Here is a 20927-nt window from a genome sequence, read left to right as displayed (position 1 = left end):
TTATACAGATGAAATAGCCATAAGGAGAGCCATACCCAGCGAAATGAATGAAGGCATTTAGATAAGTGACTTTCATTCTCAAAGGGTTTGGGCTATTCCATCTGGCCGCTAAAAATTAAATTTTATACAGATGAAACTATTTGCTTGCTGTCTGCTCCTTTTTTCATTTCACACGGTTATTGGCCAGCAGCCAAGCGGTGCACTGGAAGTAGCTGCTTCATGGCAGGTGATGGATAACAACAGAGTTAAAATCACCACCACTGGTATGTATATACTCGGTGGTTGGGCGCTCGGTAATCTTGCTGTCAACCCGATATTGCAGGGCAAAGCCAAAGGCTCCCAAAGGTACTTCTATCAAATGAATTCAATTTGGAATGTCGTTAACCTTGGTCTTGCTGGCGCTTCTTTGTGGCAAAGTATGAGAGGAAATGCCGGTGCTGCTGATTGGCAAGCCGCTTATAGCGAGCAGCATTCAATTGAGAAAATATTTCTAGTCAATACTGCCCTGGATGTAGCATACTTGGCTGGCGGCTTTTACCTGTTAGAGAGATCAAAAAATGCATTGACACAGGCTGATAGACTGAACGGCTTTGGCAAGGGTGTACTATTACAAGGTGGCTTTCTATTCGTTTTTGATCTGAGTATGTACTTCGCCCATCATGGTGCTCAAAAAGATTGGGCCCGAATTTTACAAAATGTAAACCTCGGGCCCGAAGGAATTGGGATGATTATTCCGCTAAGGTAATCATGGGAACTCTTACCTTAGCTTTGCTCTTCAGTATCCTTCCGCTCATCATCCCACCTTGTGTCGCACCAATTCTTCCAGCGGTTTTTATACCGTTCTCTTTCTTCCTCTGACATATTTTTCCAGCGGTGTTTCCAATAGTCACTTCTATTGTGACTTTGTTTGTGCCCCTTGCCACCATGAAACCCGCCAAAGAGGATTTTTGAAAGGATGGTAATGGCAATCGCTTGCCAGAATGTAATGGTACTTATTCCGAACAGGGCTGGAAGGGTATAATTCCACAGCGTCATGACTACGAAGCCAAAGACGAACACGAAAAGAGGTGCAAGCAGAACAAATAAGCCTATCTTCTTCGCCCAATGTTTACCACGGTTGAACTTATTTTCAGTATACATAACTATGTTATTTTAATTCATTAATTCATTGTAAAGCGGCAGCAGCTTTTTTCTTAGGTGCTGCACTGCGTATCGTTTCCTTGATATCAGAGTTTTTATATTCTCTCCCGTTAAGTCCGACATTTCCTGGAAAGTCATATCTTCTATTTCGTTCCAGATAAAGACTTGCTGTTGATTGACAGGAAGCTCTTCGAGCGCTGCAAACAGTTCCTTCCTGAATATTTCTTTCAGGTTTTCAAGCTCGGGCACATCTTCCTCCGATGGCAAAAGGTCTCTCAGCATGTAATCACCGTCGCCGTCATCTTCGAAGGTCTGATCGTCCAGAAGATCAACCTTTTTCTTTCGGTAGTTGTCGGTAATCTTGTTTCTGGCTACCCGGAATAGCCACGCATTTACCTGCTCTATCGACTCCACATCAACCAGGTTGCTGAACTGGTACCACACCTCCTGTGTGATGTCTTCAGCCTCCTCCAGTGTTCGCACCCTCGATCTGATAAAGCCAAACAGACGTTTCCCGTATTGCTTTAATGCTTCAGCAATGTTTTGAGATCTTCTTTCGGTCATCGTGAGTGAAACAGGTTCGTTCATCAAATAAGTAGACGAACGCAGATTTGATTTTACTTTAAAGGTTCTAAAAAAACTTGAGAAATCTATTGTGCTCGTGCAACCTAACCCAACTGGTGGACATCTTCCATTCAATAAAAACTCAAAAACGGACTATGAAAAAGACTACGATTTCAGCAGTGGTTGTGCTGCTTCTTTCGGCACAATGTGCCTTTTCTCAGGGCTTTGGCATTCCCTCAAAAAAAGGCGGTATCGGATTTGGTAACCTCCCAAGCTTCACCGGTATCCGGTTCAATTTTAAAGACAGCAACCTGGAAAAGGTAAACGGGATCAATATTACCGCCTGGGCACCCAAGGACGACGAGCTTCACACCGGCGATGTTAACGGCATCTCAGTGGGTATTCCAATGGCGCTTGGATCAGAAAACAGGAGCGGGATAAGCCTGGGAATATTTGGTGTTGGGGCCAGGAGAAATGTGTCGGGTATCAATATTGCGGGCATTGGTGTTGGGGCTGGTAATAACTTATCGGGAATAAATATCGGTGGCGTCGGAGTAGGTGCCGGCGGTGACGTCACGGGTTTTAACTTAGGTTTGGTTGGGGTTGGTGCCGGTGGCGATATCAAAGGTATTAATATTGGTGGGGTAGGTATGGGCACGTCTGGCAATGCCATTGGGTTTAACTTCGGTGGCATTGGTGTGGGCGCTGGTGAGAGCCTGAAGGGTATCAACCTTGCGCTAGTGGGCTTAGGAGCATCCGAAAATGCCATTGGTCTTAATGTAGCCGGAATAGGCATGGGGGCGGGTCAGAAGATGACCGGGATCAATTTGGCGGCTGTTGGGATTGGAGCTGGTGAGTCGCTTACCGGTATTAATTTTGCCGGGATCGGCATGGGCTCTAAAAAAATCAGAGGTATCAACGTAGCACTTGCCATCGGCGGTCAGCAGGTGTCGGGCATTACGGTTGCCCCCATTTTCCTGAAGGTAGAAAGTGGATCGGATAGTTCATTGAATGGAATTTCCATCAGTGCGGTAAATGCCGTGCAAGGCACTCAAAATGGCTTGAGTATCGGCATCATAAACACCACACAGCGCCTTCGAGGCATGCAAATAGGGATCATCAATATTGTAAAGGACAACCCGAAAGGGTTAAGGGTGCTGCCAATTATCAATGCCAACTTCGGAGGAGGAAAAAAGGATAGAATTGACCAGGATCAATAACACTGATACAGTGGATGAGAGAGCCTTAGTCTCTAAGTATATTGCTCATAAAGCTGCTTTTGAGCAGCAGCCAAAGCAATAAAAATGCAATGGCCCATTTCAGGTACACCGTATAAAAATCGGTCGTGTCCTTGAATTGGGTCGTTTTTATTTCTGCCTTTTCAAACTCATTAATTTCCTGGAATACTCTTTCCAATGCATCGTTGTCGATCGCTCTGTAGAACTTGCCTTCTCCAATTCGGGCAATTTCTCTCAATGTGGTTTCGTCAAGGGTGTTTTCCACAAAGCGTGTCCTGCCGAAGAAGTCGGTACCAAAAGGCACACGGCCTTCTTTTCCAATGGCAATGGTGTAAATTTTAATGTCATACGCCCTCGCTAGCTCTGCGGCTGTGATGGGGTCAATATTGCCGGCCGTATTATCACCGTCGCTCAATAAGATAAGCACCTTCGATTTGGAATCGGACTCACGCATTCGATTGGTGCCTACTGCCAGAGCACTGCCAATGGCAGTTCCCCGGCTTTCAATCAAATCGAAAGTTACTGTGTTAATATTAGCATTGAGTAAGTCGTAGTCGGTAGTGAGCGGCGACATAGAAAAAGCATCACCGGAAAACACCACAAGGCCGATTCTGTCCTGAAAACGACCGGTAATGAAATCCCTTGCCACCTGTTTGGCAGCCTCCAGCCTGTTGGGTTCAAAGTCTTGAATTTGCATGGACTCCGAAATGTCGATCACCAGCATAATGTCGATACCTTCCGTCCACTGTTCTACCTTTTCGTTCGTTTTCTGCGGCCTCGCCAAAGCGACGATGAGCAGTAGGAACGTAAAGAATAGTACCAAACCGGGTAAGAACCTCAGTACGCTAAGTGGATCTGATCTCAGGTCGGTTTTGGTAAGCGCAATGTCCAGCTTCTGTTGCCTTTTGAACGTTAACAGCCATTTCAAAAGGAAAAGTAGGGGCACGGCAGGTAACAGATAAAGCACAACCGGAAAAGCCCAGTCAAAATTCTCAAATGTTGATGGTGCAAACCATTTAAGAAAGAACCACGGAGTTTCCTCTGCCATTTTTATAGCTGCCTCATCCATGTTTCACCTCCTCTACCTTCTTGTTGTATTTGTCCAGGCAAATATCTTCCAATGTTTCAAACTGTTTGAAGAGCTCATTGTCGCCTACTCGCCCGTAAATATTCTTGTCGATATTTTTCAAGGCTGTTCGAAGCTTTTCATTCTCTTCGCCCTTTAAAATTTCCTTGGTCGTCAGCTTAGTGTAGGGCACCTTTTCGAGCGCCTCCAGGTAGCTCTTCCAGGAAATAAACGCTGACTCGGCTTCATGGATATCGTTATTGCTCCTTATCGTTCTTAGCTGCTCAGTAAAGCTAGTGGAAAACTTCTCGTATTTCTTCCGCATTCTGTACAGTGTGATCTTTTTTCTCACAGTTTTGCCGAAGACCAGGAAAAGCGTGATAACAATGATCAGAAAGATAATACCGCCAATAACAAGGTAGGGATAGTTGAAAGCGAAATCCAGCGGGCTATATCCCACTGTTTCTTTTAATTTGGCATCCTGCGGAATCTCGTCGAGTAGGCCTTCAATAAACAGTGAATCAATATTAGACATCACCTTCAGACTGTCTTTTTCTCTCAGCCGAAACACAGGGAGCTGAAGGCTTTGGAAGGGCTCAAGCTCAAAAGTGGAAAGCTCATAAATGACACTGTCCACTACGGAGCCATCTTTTAGTCGGGAAGGAAAAAACGTTTGTTTGTTGAATTCGAACGGAGCAAAACGATGAGTAGAGTCGGGAAATAGCACTTTGATACTACCTGGATACTCCGCTACAAGCACATAGCTGGCAGGGCTACCCAGCTTCACGCTGTCTTCCAGAAAATATCCCTTAACATTCACCGACTGGCTATACAGTGCGCCCCAGCTGAGCAGCCATGCAGCCATCAAACAAACCGTTGTTTTACCCACTTTTCCTGACTTTATTTCTTACTCTAAACAAACGGATCAATTTTGGCACGTATTCTTCTTCGGTACTTATAGAAAGGTAGTTGGCCTGATTTTTCTTGCACAACTTCTCAAGATCATACTGGTTTCCCTGATAGATGGTTTCCACTTTTTTACGAAAGGCAGGGGCGGAAGTGTTCACCCAAATCGTTTTTTTACTCTCCTTGTCGTACAATGGCACTATGCCTAGCCTTGGGAAATGCGTTTCTCTTCTGTCGCTCAAGTGAATCACCACAAGGTCGTGTTTTTTTGCTAAAGCCTTAATGCCCTGTTGATAATCATCATCCACAAAATCGGAGATCATAATGATCACGCTTTTGCGATGAATCATATTCATGGCGCTTCTTATGCCCAGGTTTAGATTGGTACCTGTTGACGATGGCTTCAGGTTAAACAAGCTATCTATAATTTGATAGGCATGTCTTAGCCCCTTAGCTGGCTTGATATATTTTTCCTTTTGGTCAGAATAGCACAGCACACCAACCTGGCTGCCCTCCTTAATGGCTGAAAGAGCCAAAAGCCCGCACAGCTCTTTCCCAATATCTATCTTTTGCTGCCCGTCGGCGCCAATTTCCTGAGAGGCACTTACGTCGAGAATGAAGAAGACCGTCTGCTCCTTTTCCTCCTTGAATGTTTTCACAAAGGTGCCGTGCCCTTTGGCAGTCACATTCCAGTCTATGGTTCTGATATCATCTCCGTACTGGTATTGACGCACGTCGTCAAACTCCAGGCCGGAGCCTTTAAAGATCGAATGAAAATCTCCCTGCATTTGTGAGGTGATTGCCTTCCTGATCTCAATCTCATATCTTCGCAGCTTCTTGAGGAAATCCTTCATCACTCTTGGTTTGGGGTTTAAAGTTAGAATTTATTTAGCTAAATTTTGTCGGTGAAAAATGTTTTTTGGAGCCTTGGTGGCCTTTTCTTTATATCTCTCTTTGGGTGTAGCAACAAAGAAGAAATTCCTGTGGGTATCGTTGAACCCCAACGAATGATCAGTATTCTTACTGATATACATCAGCTGGAAACTGAGGTAGCCTCACTAAAGCTAACCTACGACTCCTCAACGGCTCTTTACAAGCAGCAGCAACAACTTTTGTTTGACAAACACAACGTGTCGGATTCGGTTTACACCCATAGTTTTGAATATTATCTTGAGCATGTGGAAATGCTCGACAAAATTTATGCAGCAGTGGTAGATAGCCTCTCAGTGAGGCGGAATATGGGCCCTCGTAAGGAGCCTGAAGAATCAGGAGAGTCGCTATGAGGGTGTTTCCTGATACCTTCGAGGCCAAAACGGGCTTCGACAAAATTCGTGAAATGGTTGTGGCCAAGTGCCTCAGCAGCCTCGGCACAAGGCATGTGGAGAAGATGAAGCCTTCAGACGACTTGAAGTACCTGAAAAAGCTTTTGATTCAAACTGAAGAGCTTAGACGGTTATTTGCGGCAGGCAATAGACTGCCCGACGCCAACTACATTGATCCGGCGGAACAGCTGGCCAAAATGAGGGTAAGCGGTACTTACCTTGAGGAAGAAGAAGCCTACGACCTTAAAAGATCACTTAGCACCATCATACAGCTTCGGTCAGTGTTGACAAAGCATGCCGAAGAGTGCCCAACACTTTATGGTTTGTCGGGTATGGTCGACCTCCCTGCCGACATCATCAAATGGCTTGAGGCGATAATTGATGAAACAGGTAAGCTGAGAGCCAATGCCTCCAAAGAGCTTATGCAAATAAGGGCTTCTATGGTCAGTGAACATTCCTCGCTGCGGAGGGTAATGGATCACATAAGCAAAGACGCACAAAAACAGGGGTGGTCACCTGAAGACGGTTCCATAGCTGTGAGGGGCGGGCGCCTGGTTATACCGGTGTTGGCAGAGCACAAGCGGAAACTAAAGGGCTTTATTCATGACGAGTCTGCAACCGGACAAACTGTGTTTATGGAGCCTGCTGAAGCCCTGGAGATCAACAACCGTATCAGGGAGTTGGAGATGGAGGAAAGAAGGGAAATTATCAAGATTCTCAGGAACCTTACGAACCAACTTAGGCCTCACACTCCTGCGCTGGAAAAAGCTTACCACTTTCTTGGTGTGGTTGACTTTATACGAGCAAAGGCTTTGTTTGCCATTGAAATTAATGGCTTGCTGCCTATCATAGACGAAAAGCCGGTCATTATTTGGCACAAAGCAGTGCATCCCCTTCTTTATCTTCTGCACAAAAAGGCTCAAAAACCAATAGTTCCTCTGGACATCGAGCTCAACGCAGAACAGCGAATTCTTATCATTTCGGGGCCAAATGCCGGTGGTAAGTCTGTCTGCCTGAAAACAGTCGTTCTGCTGCAATACATGCTACAGTGTGGCCTTTTGGTGCCCGTGAGAGACAACTCCGTCATGGGCGTCTTTAATAAGATCTTCATCGACATGGGCGACGAGCAGTCGCTGGAAAATGACCTAAGCACCTACAGTTCTCACCTCACTTCTATGCGCTTCTTTCTGGAAAATGCAGGGGGGAAGACCTTGTTTCTGATCGATGAGTTTGGTGCTGGCACCGAGCCGCAGTTTGGTGGAGCGATCGCCGAAGGCGTGCTGGAGCAATTATATAAGAAGCAGTCATTCGGAGTCATTACAACCCACTATGGCAACCTGAAGAGCATGGCCGAGAAGAATGCCGGGATCATCAACGGGGCCATGAGATACGATGTAAACCAGTTAAGGCCTTTGTATGAACTGGAGGTAGGCCGACCCGGGAGCTCGTTCGCATTGGAGATGGCTGCAAATATTGGGTTGTCAAATGCAGTGATCGAAAGAGCGAAAAGCCTCGTTGGACACTCGCAGGTAAAATTTGAAACGCTCATCAACGAGTTGGAAGCTGCCAAGAACGACTTTCAAACCAGATACGAGAGTGTTAACAGGAAGAATACCGAGCTTGAAAAGGTGCTGAAGGACTACCAGGATTTGAAAGCTCATTTGGATGCAGAAAAGAGCAAGATTTTAAAGGAGGCCAAGCAAGAGGCCAAGCGTATTGTGCTGGATGCCAATAAGGCTGTAGAAAACACCATTAGAGAGATAAAAGAGAATAAAGCCGAAAAGGAAAAGACGAAAGAGGTGCGTCAAAAGCTCACAGAAATACAGGTTTCGCTCACTGAGGAAGTAGAGGAAAAGAAGCCTGTTTGGAAAACTGTGGCTGGTGAGATAAAAGTGGGCGACAAGGTCAGGATGGCAGGGCAGGAGTCCGCAGGTGAAGTGGTGTCGATTCGGGGGAAAAAAGCGGAAGTACTCATGGGAGAGCTAAAATCTCATATTGCACTTAACCGTCTTGAAAAAGTAAAATCGTCCTTACAGGGAAAAAAGAGTTTCAAGCGAGAGAGCGTCGGTGGTGTTTTCAAAGGGATCGACATGAACCAGAGGAGGGCCGACTTTTCTCCCAATCTGGATCTTAGAGGCAAAAGGGCTGATGAGGCCATTCAATTGGTGGACGATTTTATAGATAGCTCAGTACTCTTCAGTATGCACGAGGTGAGAATAGTACATGGCAAGGGCGACGGCATTCTCAGAGAGGTGATCAGACGCTACCTGAGTGGCAATAAGTTCATTGAGCGGATGGCCGACGAACATGTGGAGAGAGGTGGTAGTGGGGTGACTGTTATCAGCTTCAGACAGTAAAAAAAAAGGCCCGTTCTGGGCCTTTGTACTAGTCGTATCTGAGATCGATATTAGTTAGGGAATTCAAACACCCAAGTACCGGCTACACCTTGCATACGGCCCGCACCAGTGTCTTCGATAGTGAATGTCAGACTAAGCTTGGTAGATGTTACCGAAGCAGCCATCGTAACGCCATCGCTTCTTACGATTTTGCTAATGTCTTTCTCTCCGGCTGTTGCGCCGTCACCAAATGACCAGGTACCGCTTGCTGGCCATACTACGTCAACATTGGGTACTTCTGAGGCTTCTGGTCTACCAGTAGCTGTGTAGCTTCCACTACTGCCAGAGCCGGTAAACTTCAAACCGAAGCCATCCCACTCTGTGGCTGCTACACCATCCTGTTTTACCGCTCCGGCCGCCACTGCCCATTCCGTTCCTCCATTGAGGAGCAGTTCGAGCCGCTCGGCTACGGGATCCGGCTCTGTTGTTCCGGGATCATCCCCGCCTCCGCAACTGATAAAAATAATCAATGCGAAAATTGTTGTTGCTGTGAATAGATTAGATAGTTTGTTCATGTGGATTTAGTTATAACTAAAAATTAACCTTTTTCAAAAATAGCAGAAATTGAAAATTATACCTAATTACGGTTTAAAAAATTAAAATAGGAATAATCCAATGTTTCACTTGAATTCTTCAATTGAAATGGTGTTTCTACACATTTCATATTCATAGGACTGGTTGGAACAGATCACCACCAACCGATCCTGTAGCACAGAATTCAAACGTTCTAAATACCAATTTATTCCATTGGTGTCCAAATTACTTGTAGGCTCATCCAGGATAAGAAGTGGCGTGGCACTCAAAAAGCTGAGAGCAAGCTTGAACCGCTGCTTCATACCCGACGACAGATGCTTCACTTGTTTTTGTGCCGAGTCTTCCAGCCAGGCGAAGGGTAGGACGTCCTCTTTCGACTTGCCACTTTCCAATCTTTTAAGGCTGAAATGGAAGTTGACCATTTCGGTTAGCGTGAATTCCTCAATGAGCTCCAGGTAAGGTGCTGCCAGTGACGTGCACCTGTAAACCAGGTGTTCATCGATTGCTTTTCCGTCAATATAGTGTTTTACTGTCCCTTCAGAGGGAATTAACTGCCCGCTCAACACGGCTGCCAACGTGGATTTCCCGCTTCCATTTCTTCCTGTAATGGCGTATGAGGAGCCTTTTTTGAGTGTATAGTTCAAATTCTTGAAAATCCACTCACGCAAATAGCGTTTGCCGGCATTTTCAAGCACTATCTCCATGTCAGACAGCAAAACCCTTCATTATCCCTCTTTCTGACGACTTGATAAAATCAACGATCTGATCTCTTTCGTCAGAGTGAGGAGTTTCTGCCAGGATTAGCTCGATTGCCTTTGAGTGATTGAGGCCTCTGAAATAGATATAGCGATAGATGTCCTGTATTTCGTTGATTTTTTCGTTACTGAACCCTCTTCTGCGAAGACCTACAGAGTTAATGCCGCAAAAACTTAAAGGCTCTCTGCCTGCCGTAGTAAATGGGGGGATGTCCTTTCTGACCAGAGAACCTCCTGATACCATCACGTGAGAGCCGATTCTGGAAAACTGGTGAACGGCCGTAGTTCCACTAATAATGGCCCAGTCATCAATCACCACATGCCCGGCTATTTGCACTGAATTGCCAAGAATACAGTTATTGCCGATAGTGCAATCGTGGGCCACGTGGGCATAGGCCATTATCAGGCAGTCGCTGCCCACCACAGTCTTTAGCTTGTCGGAAGTGCCCCGGCTAATAGTGACAAATTCTCTTATGGACGTGCCGTCACCTATAAAGGTCTCCGTTGATTCGCCTTTGAATTTAAGATCCTGAGGAACTGTAGAAATAGAGGCACCGTTGAATATCTTTACGTTTTTGCCAATCCGGGCCCCCTCGTAAATTACCGCATGTGAGCCAATCCAGGTGCCCTCGCCAATCTCCACATTGTGATGGATCACAGCGAAGGGCTCAATGGTTACATTGGGCCCTACCTTGGCTTCAGGATGAACATATGCTAGCGGGTGGATCATACGTCTTTTCTAACTATGCTGGCGGTCATTGCACCTTCACAAACCAGGTTGGAGCCAACATAGGCTTCGCCTCTCATTTTGGCAATCCCTCTTTTGATAGGTGCCAAAAGTTCGCAACGAATTACCAGGGTGTCACCAGGAAGCACCATTTTTCTGAATCTGAAGCCTTCGATCCCCAGAAAGTAAGTCCAGTAGTTTTCGGGGTCTGGCACGGTGTTCAGTACCAATATACCACCTATTTGTGCCATTGCCTCTACCTGAAGCACTCCGGGCATTACCGGATTGCCAGGAAAATGACCCTGGAAGAAGGGCTCGTTATAGGTTACATTCTTTACGCCTGCTACCCACTTCTCGTCCAGATGAAATATTTTATCGATCAAAAGGAATGGATACCGATGCGGAAGGATGTTAGTAATCTTATTGATGTCTAATACCGGAGGTATTTTCGGGTCATAGTAAGGTACACCATCGTTGGTGGAGCTCTGCATTACTTTTTTGAGCTTCTTGGCAAAAGCTACATTGGCGGCATGACCAGGTCTGGCAGCCAAAATCTGAGCTTTAATTGGGCGACCAACAAGCGCAAGATCTCCCATCACATCCAATAGCTTGTGTCTGGCAGGTTCGTTTTTATATCGCAGGTCAACGTTGTTGAGGATGCCTTCTTTTTTCACCTGCACTTTAGGCTTTCCTAATAGTTTCGCAAGGCTATCGAGTTCGTGTTCTTCCACAACCCTGTCTACTACCACAATCGCATTGCTTAGGTCACCACCTTTAATCAGGTTGTTTTTATGCAGCATTTCTAACTCATGCAAAAAGCAGAACGTACGGCATGATGCTATTTCGGTGGCAAACTCTGCTACATTGGTCAACGTAGCATGCTGACTTCCCAGAACAGGCGAGTTGTAGTCAACCATCACGGTTACCCTGTAGTCGTCGAGCGGAAGGGCAGCAATTTCTATTTCGTTGGTTTTATCTCTGTAGAAGATACTTTCGGGCACTTCGAAGAAGTTCCTTTGAGCATTTTGCTCTTCAAGCCCCACTCTTTCTATGGCCTCTACAAACAGCAACGCACTTCCGTCCATAATCGGCACTTCGGGGCCGTCAAGCTGGATCAACACGTTGTCTATTTCCAGGCCTACCAAAGCAGCTAAAGCATGCTCGGTTGTACTCACCCTGGCGCCGTTTTGTTCCAATGTAGTGCCACGGGATACATCCACCACCAGGTCAGCATCGGCATCAATAGTTGGCTGGTCTTCAAGGTCTACCCTTTGAAACTTTATCCCGTGGTTGGGTGGGGCTGGCACAAAGGTCATTGTGGTATGAACGCCTGTATGTAAGCCTACGCCTGAAACGGTTACTTTCTCTTTTACGGTTTGCTGCCTAATGTTCATCGTCTGTCTTTAGCGACGTCAAATTTATAATTTTTTCTTCAAGTTCTCTGATCTTCTGGTTTAGTTCAGGAAGTCTTTTGAAAAGCATAGCGGACTTCATGTACTGCAAATGATCAAATGCCGGGCTCCCAAAAAGGATCTTTCCTTCTTCCTTGATAGACTTGTTGATGCCCGATTGTGCGGCTATTTTAGTCCTGGCCCCAAGTTGAATATGCCCTGCAAGCCCCACCTGCCCGCCAATCATGCTGTATTCGCCAACCTTTGAAGACCCGGAAATGCCAGTTTGAGAAGCTATCACGGTGTGCTTCCCTATTTCCACATTATGCCCGATTTGAACAAGGTTATCGAGCTTCACGCCTTCTCTTATAATTGTTGAATCAAATGTGGCGCAGTCAATGGTGGTGTTGGCACCAATGCTTACGTGGTCTTCCAGCACCACATTCCCCACTTGCGGAATTGTTTTGTAGCTACCATCGGCCTGAGGAGCAAATCCAAACCCGTCGCTACCAATCACAGCACCTGAATGGATGGTGCAGTAATTCCCAATTTTTGTTCTGGAGTAGATTTTTACGCCTGCATATATAATGGTGTTGTTGCCAATGGTGACATCGTCTCCTAGGTAGGTATTTGGATAAACTTTCACATTATCACCAAGCCTGACATTTTTTCCGACATAAGAGAAGGCTCCTCTGTAGGTGTTTTTTCCCTCGGCGGCTGTGTCAGCAAAAAAGGATGGTTGCTCAACCCCCGATTTTTGAAAGCTGACCAACTTATGGTACTCTTCCAGCAGTGCTGTAAAACTTAAGTATGGATCGTCGACAAGGATTAGACCGGCCGAAATTTCGCCCTTTGGTTTAAAGCCTTTGCTCACGATCACAGCCGATGCTGTGGTCTTGTAGATGAAAGGCTCATATTTAGGATTAGACAAAAAGGTAATTGCCCCTTCGCCACCCTCTTCAATTTTGCCTACTCTGTTTACTTTTACTTGACCGTTGCCTTTTAGCTCGCCATTAAGAATGTGAGCGATTTGTGCCAGGGTAAATTCCATGCGAAATGGGCCTCAAATTTCTGTGTTACAAAGATACAATTTTGGGCCAGCATAGATAGTGTTTAGTTACGATTTTGCTCATGGCCTTAATGTTTGGGAGGTCTGACGCAGTGGCAACATCAACAATTTGCCCGGCTTTTGTTAAAATATTGATGGTCTGTCCTTCTGCAATATAAGCTTTGTTGCTGATGCTTCCCTTGCCGATAAAGTAGTTGGCTTCGTCCTCGCTTACACCCAGTTGAGATTGTATTTTTATCTTCAGCCCGTCTGCTACCGACTCCTCAATTTTATCATTCGACATCACAATCTGGAACAGCTTTCGCTGCAAAAGCATGGTGGAGAGCATGCTCAGCACCTTGTCGTCATAACTGGTCCAGAATTTCACAGAGCCCCAAATGTCGTAGTCGTCGAGTGACGCAAAAACATCAAGGAGATCGGGGTCGTCCTGAAGATCTTTTAGTGCGATGTTTCTTTCGAGAAAAATGCTGAAGGCTGGTGTCGCTTTAATAGATGTGCCGTTTTGCACCAGCCACTTGGCTCGTTTTATGAGCTGAATCATCATTTTTTCTGATGCCACTGAGGTTTTGTGAAGATACACCTGCCAGTACATGAGCCGCCGGGCACTCAGAAAATTTTCGATACTATAAATGCCTTTTTCTTCCACTACCAACTGCCCATCCCGGATGTCAAGCATCTTGATGATGCGGTCAGCACCAATAGTGCCTTCGGAAACCCCAGTGAAAAAGCTATCTCTTTTCAGGTAGTCGAGCCGATCTATGTCAAGTTGACTTGCAACCAGTTGGTTAAAAAAGGTGCGATGGTATTTATTCTTGAAAATTTCGAAGGCAAGAGTAAGCTTTCCTTCAAAATACTCGTTAAGCTTACTGATAAGAAGAACGGATATGTGCTCATGACCGATGCCATTCATTAAGCTAAACTCCAGCGTATGCGAAAATGGGCCGTGGCCGATATCATGAAGTAAAATGGCAATGAGTGCAGCTTCGTATTCTTCGGGAGAAATTTCGTGACCTTTGCTCCTGAGGTTGTCGAGGGTAATGGTCATTAAATGCATAGCCCCCAGCGCATGATGAAACCTGGTATGAAGTGCTCCCGGGTAAACAAAGTCACTCAACCCGAGCTGTTTGATTCTTCTTAACCGCTGAAAGTAAGGGTGTTGGATAATATCAAAAATCAGATCGCTTTGTATGGTGATAAAACCGTATACCGGATCGTTTATTATTTTCTTTTTGTTCAAACTAGTTGTACTGAATTTTGGGTGTAAATTGATCACTCAGCTTCTTAAAGTAAAGCCACTATGCAAAAATATTCCATTCTTTGGGCCGATGACGAAATAGACCTGCTTAAACCTCACATCTTATTTCTTGAAAGCAAGGGATACAAAGTCACACCGGTGATTAGTGGTGCAGATGCGTTGGATCAATGCGATCATAACGATTTTGATATTGTGTTCCTCGATGAAAACATGCCAGGAATGACGGGGCTGGAAACGTTGAGTTATATCAAATCGACGCATCCAAGTCTTCCTGTGGTGATGATTACCAAGAGTGAAGAGGAAGAGATTATGGAGGGAGCGATAGGAGCAAAAATCGCCGACTATCTTATCAAGCCACTTAATCCAAATCAAATCCTTTTGTCTGTTAAGAAAATCCTCGACAATCGCAGGCTGGTGAGCGAGCATACTAACCAAAGTTATCAGCAGGACTTTCGGAACATAAGTATGGCTTTCAGTGAGCACATGGACTACGAGGAGTGGGTGGAAGTGTACAAGAAGCTGGTGTATTGGGAGTTGGAAATAGAAAATACAGAAGACAAAAGCATGGCTGAGGTCCTCGAAATGCAAAAAGCGGAAGCGAGCAAAAACTTCACTAAGTTCATAGCCGACTACTATAAGGACTGGCTTAACGATCCAGAGTCCAAAAAACCAATGCTTTCACATCAGCTCATGAAGAAAAAGGTATTTCCTCAGCTGAAAGAAAATGACCCGTTGTTTTTTATAGTGATAGACAACCTTAGGTATGATCAGTGGGAGATCTTAGAGCCTGTGATTTCTCAATACTTTAATATTAAGGAGAAGGAAACTTATTTTTCTATTCTCCCCACAACCACAGCCTATGCCCGCAATGCGATATTTTCTGGCATGCTACCGAGTGAAATGGAAAAACATCATCCTGATCTTTGGGTGGGAGAGGATACCGATGACGGTAAAAACAACCATGAAGAAGACTTTCTGAAGCGGCAAATTCAGCGCAACAGGTTGAATATTAAGTCATCGTATCACAAGATAATTCATGTAAATCAGGGCAAGCATTTGTTGGACAATTTCAACAACCTGATGAATAATGATCTCAATGTCATCGTCTACAATTTTGTGGACATGCTGTCGCACGCCCGCACTGACCTGGAAATGATCAGAGAACTGGCTCCTGATGAGGCAGCTTACCGCTCTATTACCAAATCGTGGTTCGAACACTCGCCACTTTTGGATGCATTAAAAAAGATTTCTGAAAAGAAGTGCAGGACAATTATTACCACCGACCATGGTACGGTCAGGGTGAAAAAGCCTTTCAAGATTGTTGGCGATAAAAACACCAATACCAATTTGCGCTACAAGCAAGGCAAGAATCTTGGATACGATGGGCAGGATGTCTTTGTCGCCAAAAAACCTGAAGAGATGTTCCTGCCAAAGGTGAATGTTTCTACTTCTTACGTTTTTGCTGTAGAGGATTATTTCTTCGCCTATCCCAACAACTACAATTATTATGTCAATTTTTATAAGGACACCTTCCAGCATGGTGGAGTTTCCCTCGAAGAGATGATTATTCCTATTATTTACCTGACACCCAAGGGAGGCTGAGTTGACTACAGAATTGTTTTGTGAGGATATTTCCCGGCTTCCGGAGATTGCCAGTCAAATCATTGGACTGGCAGGCAAAAATAAGGTGTGGATTTTTGAGGGCGAGTTGGGTACCGGCAAAACCACACTTATTAAAGAAATTTGCGAGCAACTGAAAGTGGTTGACAATGTGAATAGCCCGACTTTTTCGATCGTGAATGAATACGAAAACACTGAAGGGGAGACTATTTATCACTTTGATTTTTATCGGATCAAGTCTGAGTCTGAGGCGGCTGATATTGGTGTAGACGAGTATTTTTATTCGGGGAATTATTGTTTCGTCGAGTGGCCTTCTAAAATTCCCTCGTTGCTGCCCGAAGAATACCTCAAAATTACCCTTATCTTAGTGTCAGGAAACCAACGGAAGATTTTGCTCGAGACATATGGCTGACAAGTACCGAAAGGAAGTGGAGGAACTAGCGAAAGAACAATCCCTGTATCCGCAGGAATCACTTCTGAAGGTAAGAGAGGGCGATAAATCCCTTTTTATAGGCATCCCCCGTGAGCGGTCGCTTCAGGAGAATAGAGTGGCGCTGAAGCCATCCTCAGTAGCTGTTTTAGCAGCCGGAGGTCATGAGGTTTGGGTAGAGACCGGCGCAGGAAAAGCTGCCAAATTCCTTGATAAAGACTATAGCGAGGCTGGCGCAAAAATTGTTTATTCTGCCAAAGAAGTTTATTCAGCCGACATTATGCTCAAAGTAGAGCCGCCCATGTCGGAGGAAATTAGTTACATGAAAAGTGGCCAAACACTATTTTCCGCCATTCAAACAGGCCGTCAGTCGGCTCACTTCATCAACGCACTCAACGAAAAGAAAGTAACTGCCTTGGCCTATGAGTTAATTGAAGACAAGGTAGGTGGACTGCCGTTGGTAAGGGCCATGAGCGAAATTGCGGGCAGCACAGTCATGCTCATAGCAGCGGAGTACCTCAGCAATGTGAATGGGGGGCAGGGAGTAGTTGTCGGAGGCATTACGGGCGTGCCACCCACACAGGTAGTTATTCTGGGGTCGGGAACGGTAGCAGAGCATGCCGCAAGAGCTGCACTCGGTCTTGGAGCGGATATTCAAATTTTCGACAACCATATTTATAAGTTACGGCGTGTAAAGCATGCCCTTGGCCAGCAGGTGTACACGTCTACCCTCGATCATGCCACTTTGCTGACAGCCCTGAAAAATGCCGATGTGGTCATTGGGGCCATGAGAGTCGAGAAGGGGAGGAACAAATGCGTGGTGACTGAAGAAATGGTGATGGAGATGAAACAAGATTCTATCATCATTGATGTTACCATCGATCAGGGGGGCTGCATAGAAACAGCAGAATTGACAACTCACAACGATCCGGTTTTTAGAAAACACGGGGTTATTCACTACTGCGTGCCCAATATCGCTTCAAGAGTGGCGAGAACCGCCTCTACAGCGCTTAGCAATATATTCACTCCAGTGCTAATGCAAATAGCCGAAGTGGGGGGCGTTGGCGACATGATATTTACTCACAAGTGGTTCATGAAAGGCGTATATACCTTCAAGGGAAGCCTCACCAACCCTCATCTTGCCCGCAAGTTCAATCTTAAGTACAAAGATTTAAATTTATTAATGGCGGCAAGATTCTAACTTGTTCTATTTGTAAGCTATCATATACCTCACCTTATTATATCGTAAAGTGGGCGTTTTAAAAAATGAATAGAGCAAGGATAATCATCTGTTTGCTTCTCTTGTCGGGCCTTCTGAATCACAGGCACCTTTTCGCTCAAGCATTGTCCACCGAGGGTAAAGAATTTTGGCTTGGTTATATGGATAATTGGCTTCAGGATCCAAATAACCCCATTCGCCTCGAATTGTACATCAGCGCCGATGATACTACATCCGGCATAGTAGACATGCCTCTGGTTAGCGGCTGGCAGCCTCTGCAATTTACTGTGATTCCTGGCGTCACCACTTCTCTAAGCGTCCCGGCAAATGTTGCCATGGCCTTTGGGTCTGGCTTAGTCCAAAACAAAGGCATTCATATCACCACCGAGAAGAACGTAAGCGTATATGCCATGAACAAAAGGCAGTACAGCGCAGATATGGCACTTATTTTGCCTGTTTACTCATTGGGTAGCGACTATTTTGCCATGTCCCACTGGGAAAGTGGCAACAGAGACAATAATTCTCACTCAGACTCGGAACTGCTCATCGTTGCAGTTAGCGATGGCACAGAAATAGAAATTACGCCAAGCGTGAATGCCATTGGAGCGCACCCTGCCGGAACTCCTTTTCTTGTTACGTTGAATCAGGGTCAAGTGTATCAGTTGCAGGCCGGAAGCGACCTTACGGGCACCCACATCCGGTCAGTGAACACGGTGGAAGGTACCTGTAGCAACTTTGCAGTTTTTGGCGGTAATCGATATACCAAAGTAGGCCAATGCGAGCATCCCGATGGGCACGATCACTTATTTGCCCAGATGTATCCGGTTGATACCTGGGGAAAAGAATACATCACCGTTCCGTTTGCTTCTCGTTTGGGCGGCGACTTGGTGAAAGTACTGGCTGCAGAAGAAGGCACAAATGTTACCGTTAATAACGTAGCCTATGAGCTGGCTCGGGGAGAGTTCAAAAGTTTCATTCAACGAGAGGTGACCTCAGTTAAGTCCGATAAACCTGTTTCCGTGGCTCAGTTCAGCCTGAGCCAGGGTTGCGATGGAACAACGGGAGATCCATTTGTGGTGATGATTAGTCCGAATGAACAACTCATGAAGAAAATCACCTTTAATGCTCCGTCAATAGCCACTATTTCGAAATACGAAGTCACGATCATTTCACCTTCATCCAGCACGGCGAGCCTCACATTCGATAATAACGATATCAGCAGCAGGTTTGCAGAAGTACCTCAAAGTCCAGGCTACTCATTTGCTACCCTGCAGTCATCCGGTGGCAATCACACTATACGATCTGGCGGTGATGGGTTCATTGCTTATGTGTATGGCTACGGTAATAACGAATCGTTTGGATATCCAACCGGAGCAGCTTTGGGCAACCTAAAGGTAGATTTTAACATTATAAGCACTACTGGTCAGCTATTGGCTAAAGATAGTCTGTGTCCCGCTACCTCGATTTATTTCGAACCCGTCAGCGAGTTTGAGTTTGATCACTACGTTTGGGATTTCGGCGACGACTCCACCTTGATCAGTGACAGCAAACAGGCGGTAGCGCACGCATACGCAGAACCCGGAGAGTACCTGATTCGGCTTGTTGCGTCCGCAGGTCTGGGCGAATGTGGCAATGGAAATCAAGAGACGAGCATCAAATTGGTCAGCGCTCTCTATCCGAGTGTAGAGGTGCTGGGGCCGAGGTCTGTGTGCCCAAATACACACAATGTTGTTTATAAGGTGGAGAATGGTGGGGGCTATGACCTCTCCTGGAGGGTTGAAGGCGGCACTGTGAACTCATTCAACGGAGATAGCATATCTGTAAATTGGGGGCAAACATCCAATATTGCTTTTGTAGGCGTTGTAGCAACAAATAGGTTTGGCTGTGCGGGTGCCCAAAGTATTTTCCCCGTCAAAATAAACATTCAACTCGAGCCGGAGGCCCCCTTTGGGCCCGACAGCCTCTGTGTGAGCAGTGCAAAGGCCATTCCTTACGGCACTTACTTTACCGAAGGTTCCACCTACAATTGGCAGGTGTCGAATGGCAGTGTAGCGAGTGGGCAAGGCAAACACCAGGTAAATATCGACTGGCTTGAGCCGGGCTACGGGTGGGTCTGGTTCGAACAACTGACTTCTACTGACACGCTGTGCGCCGGTTTTTCAGATTCACTGCAAGTTTATCTTCAACGTGAGCCTTCCGGCGAAGCAATCATTGACCGGACACCCGAAAGACCTTATATTTTACAAGAAACAGTGTTTCAGCTGCATGCCGATCCTCTTTTCACATTAGTCAATTGGGATTTTGGCGACGGAACAACCCTTGATAGCATACCAGTTAATGATAAGGTAACGCACACTTATACCTGCCAGGGAGTGTATGATGTCACAGCTCTTGCTTACGACTCAACTATTCTCTGCGATACAGAAACCCAGGTTTCGAAACAGATCACAGTGCTGGCCCCACCGCTTGAGCTCCTCAGGGTTACACATAGTGAAGAGGTGGACAATACTATTCAAGTAGACTGGACTGGATTGGCGGCGGTTGAAGGATATGACAAACCACAATTTCTTTACCGCAGAACTAACTCGCCTGTCGCTTCAGCCTGGAGGCTACTGGCAACTTTGACCGACGGCGAATCCGAATATCTCGACCGGAGCCTGTTGGAGACAAAGAACAATAGCTATGCCTACAGGCTGGAGACCAACACCAATTGCGAGGAGAGTATTGCCACCAGTGTACATGAAAGCATTTTGCTGACTGGCAGCGTTAGTGACGATCATGCCAGTGGTTCTATTATGTGGAACGACTATGCCGGGTGGCAGCATGGCGTAAAGCGCTATGAGGTTTGGAGGCAGGTTGATGATGGTGAGTTTGAACTACAGCAGACTGTCACAGGGAATGGCTTTGATTTTTCTTATGAGGAAGATGGTTTCACCTACTGCTTCAGGGTGAAGGCGTTTGAACAAGACGGCAATAACCAATGGTCACTTTCCAACGAGGCTTGTATCAACTTTGAGCCAAAAGTATTTGCCTACAATGTTTTTACGCCCAATAACGACGGGCTTAACGAATGCTTTATCATAGAGGGTGTGGAACTTTATACACAAAGCTTGTTGACTGTTGTGGATCGATCCGGTCAGGAAGTTTTCAGCAAGGTTGGCTATAAAAACGATTGGGATGGCACCCGAAACGGACAACCTCTGCCAACTGGTGTTTACTACTATGTGCTCGAACTGAATGAACCAAGAGTCGCTTTGGAAAGGGTTAATGGTGATGTCAGCATTATGCGATAGCG

Annotated in this window: 19 protein-coding genes; 8 read left to right on the top strand and 11 right to left on the bottom strand. The window is 45.8% G+C overall.

From position 1 onward, the window contains the following. Positions 1 to 130: 130 nt before the first annotated feature. Complete coding sequence (locus RIG68_RS28850) at positions 131 to 745, top strand: DUF6992 family protein (RefSeq protein WP_350130505.1); 615 nt, start codon at positions 131 to 133, stop codon at positions 743 to 745. A gap of 17 nt (positions 746 to 762) precedes the next feature. Here the strand turns inward: RIG68_RS28850 and RIG68_RS28845 are convergent, their stop codons facing one another. Further along, the gene (locus tag RIG68_RS28845; protein WP_350072325.1) at positions 763 to 1140 is read right to left on the bottom strand and encodes an HMG-box domain-containing protein; all 378 of its coding nucleotides are present in this window, start codon (positions 1138 to 1140) and stop codon (positions 763 to 765) included. 12 nt (positions 1141 to 1152) lie between these two features. Next, positions 1153 to 1704, bottom strand: a complete 552-nt coding sequence (locus tag RIG68_RS28840) for an RNA polymerase sigma factor (RefSeq protein WP_151998726.1) — start codon at positions 1702 to 1704, stop codon at positions 1153 to 1155. A gap of 155 nt (positions 1705 to 1859) precedes the next feature. Between RIG68_RS28840 and RIG68_RS28835 the strand changes: the two genes are divergently transcribed. Beyond that, positions 1860 to 2924: a hypothetical protein gene (locus RIG68_RS28835; protein ID WP_350130503.1), complete on the top strand. Its 1065-nt coding sequence runs from the start codon at positions 1860 to 1862 to the stop codon at positions 2922 to 2924. A 25-nt stretch (positions 2925 to 2949) separates the two neighbouring features. Here the strand turns inward: RIG68_RS28835 and RIG68_RS28830 are convergent, their stop codons facing one another. From RIG68_RS28830 to RIG68_RS28820, 3 genes are read right to left on the bottom strand one after another with little or no spacing between them, the layout of a single operon-like run. Then, the gene (locus tag RIG68_RS28830; RefSeq protein WP_350130501.1) at positions 2950 to 4011 is read right to left on the bottom strand and encodes a vWA domain-containing protein; all 1062 of its coding nucleotides are present in this window, start codon (positions 4009 to 4011) and stop codon (positions 2950 to 2952) included. After that, a complete protein-coding gene (locus RIG68_RS28825) occupies positions 4004 to 4873 on the bottom strand; it encodes a 6TM ABC transporter family protein (protein ID WP_350130499.1) in 870 nt (289 codons plus the stop codon). Before RIG68_RS28825 ends, RIG68_RS28830 begins: the two co-directional genes overlap by 8 nt. Before the next feature lie 16 nt (positions 4874 to 4889). Beyond that, entirely contained in the window at positions 4890 to 5768 is an 879-nt protein-coding gene (locus RIG68_RS28820; RefSeq protein WP_151998723.1) for a DUF58 domain-containing protein, read from the bottom strand. 51 nt (positions 5769 to 5819) lie between these two features. Between RIG68_RS28820 and RIG68_RS28815 the strand changes: the two genes are divergently transcribed. Continuing rightward, a complete protein-coding gene (locus RIG68_RS28815; protein WP_350072329.1) occupies positions 5820 to 6197 on the top strand; it encodes a DUF4296 domain-containing protein in 378 nt (125 codons plus the stop codon). Beyond that, entirely contained in the window at positions 6194 to 8593 is a 2400-nt protein-coding gene (locus tag RIG68_RS28810; RefSeq protein ID WP_350130497.1) for an endonuclease MutS2, read from the top strand. The genes RIG68_RS28815 and RIG68_RS28810 overlap by 4 nt, the downstream gene beginning before the upstream one ends. A gap of 50 nt (positions 8594 to 8643) precedes the next feature. Here RIG68_RS28810 and RIG68_RS28805 read toward each other — a convergent pair whose 3' ends face one another. The 6 genes from RIG68_RS28805 to RIG68_RS28780 form a co-directional block, all read right to left on the bottom strand. Next, positions 8644 to 9147 (bottom strand): hypothetical protein, encoded by a 504-nt coding sequence (locus RIG68_RS28805; protein WP_350130495.1) that lies wholly within the window; start codon positions 9145 to 9147, stop codon positions 8644 to 8646. A gap of 105 nt (positions 9148 to 9252) precedes the next feature. Next, complete coding sequence (locus RIG68_RS28800) at positions 9253 to 9870, bottom strand: ABC transporter ATP-binding protein (RefSeq protein ID WP_350130493.1); 618 nt, start codon at positions 9868 to 9870, stop codon at positions 9253 to 9255. 1 nt (position 9871) lies between these two features. Further along, the gene (gene lpxA, locus RIG68_RS28795) at positions 9872 to 10651 is read right to left on the bottom strand and encodes an acyl-ACP--UDP-N-acetylglucosamine O-acyltransferase (RefSeq protein WP_350130491.1); all 780 of its coding nucleotides are present in this window, start codon (positions 10649 to 10651) and stop codon (positions 9872 to 9874) included. Next, positions 10648 to 12042: a bifunctional UDP-3-O-[3-hydroxymyristoyl] N-acetylglucosamine deacetylase/3-hydroxyacyl-ACP dehydratase gene (locus RIG68_RS28790; protein WP_350072333.1), complete on the bottom strand. Its 1395-nt coding sequence runs from the start codon at positions 12040 to 12042 to the stop codon at positions 10648 to 10650. The genes lpxA and RIG68_RS28790 overlap by 4 nt, the downstream gene beginning before the upstream one ends. Beyond that, positions 12032 to 13090 (bottom strand): UDP-3-O-(3-hydroxymyristoyl)glucosamine N-acyltransferase, encoded by a 1059-nt coding sequence (lpxD, locus tag RIG68_RS28785; RefSeq protein WP_350072334.1) that lies wholly within the window; start codon positions 13088 to 13090, stop codon positions 12032 to 12034. Before lpxD ends, RIG68_RS28790 begins: the two co-directional genes overlap by 11 nt. Positions 13091 to 13115: 25 nt before the next feature. Continuing rightward, the gene (locus RIG68_RS28780) at positions 13116 to 14345 is read right to left on the bottom strand and encodes an HD domain-containing protein (RefSeq protein WP_350130488.1); all 1230 of its coding nucleotides are present in this window, start codon (positions 14343 to 14345) and stop codon (positions 13116 to 13118) included. 60 nt (positions 14346 to 14405) lie between these two features. On the opposite strand from RIG68_RS28780, the gene porX reads away from it, so the two are divergent. From porX to RIG68_RS28760, 4 genes are all read left to right on the top strand, one after another. Continuing rightward, positions 14406 to 15965, top strand: coding sequence for a T9SS response regulator signal transducer PorX (porX, locus tag RIG68_RS28775; RefSeq protein ID WP_350072336.1), 1560 nt, complete (start codon positions 14406 to 14408; stop codon positions 15963 to 15965). A 1-nt stretch (position 15966) separates the two neighbouring features. Continuing rightward, positions 15967 to 16395 (top strand): tRNA (adenosine(37)-N6)-threonylcarbamoyltransferase complex ATPase subunit type 1 TsaE, encoded by a 429-nt coding sequence (tsaE, locus tag RIG68_RS28770; RefSeq protein ID WP_350130486.1) that lies wholly within the window; start codon positions 15967 to 15969, stop codon positions 16393 to 16395. After that, positions 16388 to 17614 carry an alanine dehydrogenase gene (locus tag RIG68_RS28765; protein WP_151998712.1) on the top strand — a complete coding sequence of 409 codons (1227 nt, stop codon included), beginning with the start codon at positions 16388 to 16390 and terminating at the stop codon, positions 17612 to 17614. Before tsaE ends, RIG68_RS28765 begins: the two co-directional genes overlap by 8 nt. 179 nt (positions 17615 to 17793) lie before the next feature. After that, entirely contained in the window at positions 17794 to 20925 is a 3132-nt protein-coding gene (locus tag RIG68_RS28760) for a gliding motility-associated C-terminal domain-containing protein (protein ID WP_350130484.1), read from the top strand. Positions 20926 to 20927 lie beyond the last annotated feature (2 nt).

The sequence above is a fragment of the Imperialibacter sp. genome (genome assembly GCF_040222385.1).
Taxonomy (GTDB): domain Bacteria; phylum Bacteroidota; class Bacteroidia; order Cytophagales; family Cyclobacteriaceae; genus Imperialibacter.
The sequence above is the reverse complement of the archived record's forward strand: the minus strand, read 5'-3'. Positions and strand labels throughout refer to the sequence as shown.

Excerpts from the sequence above, each read along its gene's own strand:
- RIG68_RS28850 (WP_350130505.1), top strand. The coding sequence starts at position 131 with ATGAAACTATTTGCTTGCTGTCTGCTCCTTTTTTCATTTCACACGGTT.
- RIG68_RS28845 (WP_350072325.1), bottom strand. The coding sequence starts at position 1,140 with ATGTATACTGAAAATAAGTTCAACCGTGGTAAACATTGGGCGAAGAAG.
- RIG68_RS28840 (WP_151998726.1), bottom strand. The coding sequence starts at position 1,704 with ATGACCGAAAGAAGATCTCAAAACATTGCTGAAGCATTAAAGCAATAC.
- RIG68_RS28835 (WP_350130503.1), top strand. The coding sequence starts at position 1,860 with ATGAAAAAGACTACGATTTCAGCAGTGGTTGTGCTGCTTCTTTCGGCA.
- RIG68_RS28830 (WP_350130501.1), bottom strand. The coding sequence starts at position 4,011 with ATGGATGAGGCAGCTATAAAAATGGCAGAGGAAACTCCGTGGTTCTTT.
- RIG68_RS28825 (WP_350130499.1), bottom strand. The coding sequence starts at position 4,873 with ATGGCTGCATGGCTGCTCAGCTGGGGCGCACTGTATAGCCAGTCGGTG.
- RIG68_RS28820 (WP_151998723.1), bottom strand. The coding sequence starts at position 5,768 with ATGAAGGATTTCCTCAAGAAGCTGCGAAGATATGAGATTGAGATCAGG.
- RIG68_RS28810 (WP_350130497.1), top strand. The coding sequence starts at position 6,194 with ATGAGGGTGTTTCCTGATACCTTCGAGGCCAAAACGGGCTTCGACAAA.
- RIG68_RS28805 (WP_350130495.1), bottom strand. The coding sequence starts at position 9,147 with ATGAACAAACTATCTAATCTATTCACAGCAACAACAATTTTCGCATTG.
- RIG68_RS28800 (WP_350130493.1), bottom strand. The coding sequence starts at position 9,870 with ATGGAGATAGTGCTTGAAAATGCCGGCAAACGCTATTTGCGTGAGTGG.
- lpxA (WP_350130491.1), bottom strand. The coding sequence starts at position 10,651 with ATGATCCACCCGCTAGCATATGTTCATCCTGAAGCCAAGGTAGGGCCC.
- RIG68_RS28790 (WP_350072333.1), bottom strand. The coding sequence starts at position 12,042 with ATGAACATTAGGCAGCAAACCGTAAAAGAGAAAGTAACCGTTTCAGGC.
- lpxD (WP_350072334.1), bottom strand. The coding sequence starts at position 13,090 with ATGGAATTTACCCTGGCACAAATCGCTCACATTCTTAATGGCGAGCTA.
- porX (WP_350072336.1), top strand. The coding sequence starts at position 14,406 with ATGCAAAAATATTCCATTCTTTGGGCCGATGACGAAATAGACCTGCTT.
- RIG68_RS28765 (WP_151998712.1), top strand. The coding sequence starts at position 16,388 with ATGGCTGACAAGTACCGAAAGGAAGTGGAGGAACTAGCGAAAGAACAA.
- RIG68_RS28760 (WP_350130484.1), top strand. The coding sequence starts at position 17,794 with ATGGATAATTGGCTTCAGGATCCAAATAACCCCATTCGCCTCGAATTG.